The organism is Butyrivibrio sp., assembly GCF_024699075.1.
Window position 1 is genome coordinate 1 of sequence record NZ_JAILQF010000295.1, and the last position, 3807, is coordinate 3807.

At 36.4% G+C, this 3807-nt stretch carries 2 protein-coding genes; both read left to right on the forward strand.

What is annotated here, in order from left to right:
• Window positions 1-1005, forward strand: a 1005-nt coding sequence (locus K6G87_RS11960) for an EAL domain-containing protein (protein ID WP_296837526.1), incomplete at its 5' end; no start/stop codon positions are given.
• Entirely contained in the window at window positions 998-2602 is a 1605-nt protein-coding gene (locus K6G87_RS11965) for a tetratricopeptide repeat-containing diguanylate cyclase (protein WP_296837528.1), read from the forward strand. The genes K6G87_RS11960 and K6G87_RS11965, both read left to right, overlap by 8 nt.
• Window positions 2603-3807: the final 1205 nt, after the last annotated feature.

Below are 3807 nucleotides of genomic sequence, written 5' to 3' on the forward strand. Positions count from 1 at the left end.
GTGAGGATCAGCGTCAATTTCGGCAGAGAACATGCATATGATAAGGATTTTATCCAAAAGCTGAATGCAATTGTTGAAGAATATGATGTTGATAAAAGTTTGATAGGGGTTGAGATAACTGAAACTGACGTATCAGTTGACAGGATCAAAGTATTGGACTGGGCCAGAGGGATAGAAGAGGCCGGGTATACAATAGCAATCGATGATTTTGGAGTAGGGCTTTCATCACTTTCCTTCGTTAAAGACGTACCTGCCAAAATTCTTAAGATAGACAGCTCTTTTCTTGATGATAACTGCCAGTCTGAAAAAGGAAGAATCGCCCTTGAATCAGTCTTTTATTTTGCCAAAAGATTAAAATTAAAGACAGTGATAGAAGGCGTTGAGACTGATGAGCAGCTGAAATTCATTCATACCTGCGACTGTGATTATATTCAGGGATTTCTTTTCTCAAAACCAATTCCACAGGATGATTTTATTGATCTGTGTAAAAATAGAAAAAGTGCTGATAAAAGCCTTAGCACATCGTTCGATAATCTTGGAATTCTAGGGCAGATGCAACTTCTCGTAGATTCAGTTTATATGAAATATTCTTTTATCGTGTATGCTAATCTTAGTAAAAATTCATATCAGATAATGAGAAAAAATAACTATATAGATGAGCTTGTTCCGGAAACCGGGAAATATGATGAAGGATATGAATATGTCAAAAACCTGTATCCTATAGAATATCATAAAGACATAGAGGAAGCTTTTTCCAGACAAAATCTGCTCAAAGCTTTCCTTAGGGGTAAAAAAAGGGTAGTAAGAGTAATAAAAATAATCGGAGATGACGGAAACTTATTTAGTAACGCTATAGAAGACTATTTTTTTGAAAATAAGTCTAATAAAGACATATATGTGGTATCTTTCTTTCATACGATCAAGGATGAAAGGCTTAATTTCATAGATCATACCAGAGTCAAAAGCTTAACGCAAAGTATAAACGAAAGGAAATTATATGGGTGATTCAATTAGCATTAACGGACCTATAATTACTGAGTATTTTACCAGGTTGGAACATGTAAGAAAGCATGACAATCAGGAATACATGAGACTTGCGAAAGAGCTTTTTGAGATATCAAAGGATTCATCTAATCCGGATCTTAAGAGCTGTGCAAATGCATACCTTGGCGACGCTTATTGCATGTATGATAATTATTTCAAAGCCCTGTATTATCTGTCATCAAGCATAAATGATCTTTCAAAGACTGATGAATTCAAGCTTACAGCCCGCGCATATAATGAGCTTGGGATTACATATAGGACTCAGGGACAATATGTATATGCACTTGAAAACTATCTGAATGCGGTCAATACTGCAAGAGAGCATGGTCTCTTTTTACAGGAAGCTATATCATGCTCTAATCTGGCATCTCTGTGTCAGGATATGGACGCATATACGGATTCGGCCACTTATCATCAAAGATGCCTTGAATGCTGCGAGAATATAGAAAATGAAGGCTTCAGGGATGACCTCTTGCAGTGCGAATACTGCATGATCACAATGCTGAATATAGTAATGGGCGAGTATGAAAAGGCCAGTGAGACTTTTTCAAAACTTAAGGCCATTATAGATAAGAATCCTTCTTATGCAGACAGGTTCGATGTCAATATATGCTACTGGTTCTATTACAGTGTCATGGGTGAAAAGACACTGATGGATAAATATAAGAAGCTGTGTATAGAATCTTTCTACGCCTGCGACGAATTTGTAACCTATTATAGCGAGATAGTGGATTTTGTAAAAAAGATGTTCCAGGATAAGGAATATGAAGAGCTTGAAAAGATCTTTGCCCGAATTGATGAAAATAAGGTCGATGGAGAGCTTATAAATCTTCACATGATCATGTCCCAGTATAAGATTTATATGTACAAAGAGCTTAATGACGTAGAAAAGGTGATGAAGGCCGGATATGACTATTTTGTCTATGATTCCATGAAAAAAGAGGATACTAAAAAATCCTTTATGACTGCACTTACTCTTAAAGTTGAGCTTGCAGAAGAAAGAACCACAAACCTGTTTTTGACTGAAGCTGCTGAAACCGATGCGCTGACAGGCCTTGCAAACAGGGCAAAACTAAATTCCGTTATCGATGAACTTTTTGTTATGGCTGATAAGGAAAAAAAGAATCTTGGCGTTGAGATGATGGATGTCGATTATTTCAAAAAGATAAATGATAACTACGGACACGCCAAAGGAGATGAGCTCCTGATGGCAATAGGCAAGTCCTTCAAGGAACTTGTAAATGAAAAGATATTTGTTGCAAGATATGGCGGCGATGAGTTTGTGGTGTACTATTACGACATGACAGATGAAGAGATAATGAAGTATGCCGGCAAGATAAGAGAGAAGATCAAAAAGATCGGAATAAACCTTCGCCTTGGTGAGTTAAGTGTATCTCAGGGAATTGTAAATCGTATTCCTGATCCTCTTAACAGAGCCTGGGATTATCTTAATTCGGCTGACTATGCCTTATACTACGTAAAGAATCACGGCAAGGCAGGTGCAACCATCATACATAAAAGAACTGATCTTGATAGCAAAGATTGCAAGATTGCATGAGCGAAGGCAATGTAAATATATATAAATACTCAAACTTCACACATAAAAGCATGATACGATCCTTGCGATTTGATTTACTCGGGCAGTTAATAAAGGATTTCCTCATCTTAAAAATCATATAATTCAAGGCTTAATATCTGGAATTTTATATTTTGGGGTCCGAAACTCGCTTCGCTCAGACATGCGGACCCCAAACATAATATAAAATTCCATCTATCAAGCTCTTGAATTAAATAAGATTTTTAAAGAACTCGAAAATCCTTTATTAACTGCCCGAGATATCAAATTCGCAAGGATGTTAGATTGTTTATAATGTGTGAAGTTTGTGTATGATGAGTTAATAGAAAATGACCATACTTCTTGGATGAGGTATGGTTATTTTTTTATATTAGTAAATAACTTTTTTGGGGGAAATAATTCAAGTTTTTCTTTTATATGAAAGAAGTTTTGAGTATAAGAGGATTTGAAATGATGTAGCTTATCCGTAAATCAGTCGATACCAGAGCGCTGTGAATGAAGAATTGCGGATAAGTGGCTTTGCTGGGCGAGAGTTTATCCGTAGGCATGAGCTTTCTTGACCTCAAATATAAATATGTTTACGGATAAGAGGAATTGTAAAGAAATAGCTTATCCGTAAATTAGTCGATTCCTGAAGCTTATGGAACAAGATTTGCGGATAAGGTTCATTGCCATGCTAGGTTTTATCCGTAATAATCAGCCTTCTTGACCTCAAATATAAATATGTTTACGGATAAGAGGAATTGTAAAGAGATAGCTTATCCGTAAATTAGACGATTCCTCAAGATTATGAAATAAGATTTGCGGATAAGGGGCTTTGCCAGGCTAGGGTTTATCCGTAACGATCAGCCTTCTAGCCTCAAATATAAATAGATTTACGGATAAGAGGTCTTGTAGCAATATAGCTTATCCGTAAATTAGACGATTCCTCAAGATCATGAAATAAGATTTGCGGATAAGGTGCATTGCCTGGCTAGAGTTTATCCGTAAACATGAGCCTTCTTGACCTCAAATATAAATGGTTCTACGGATAAGAGGACTTGTAGCAATATAGCTTATCCGTAGATTAGACGATACCAGAGCGCTGTGAATGAAAATTTGCGGATAAGGGACTATGCCAAGCTATGACTTATTCGTAAACATTAGAAATCTTGAATCAAAATTAAGGCTCTGTATCTCTCGACCTT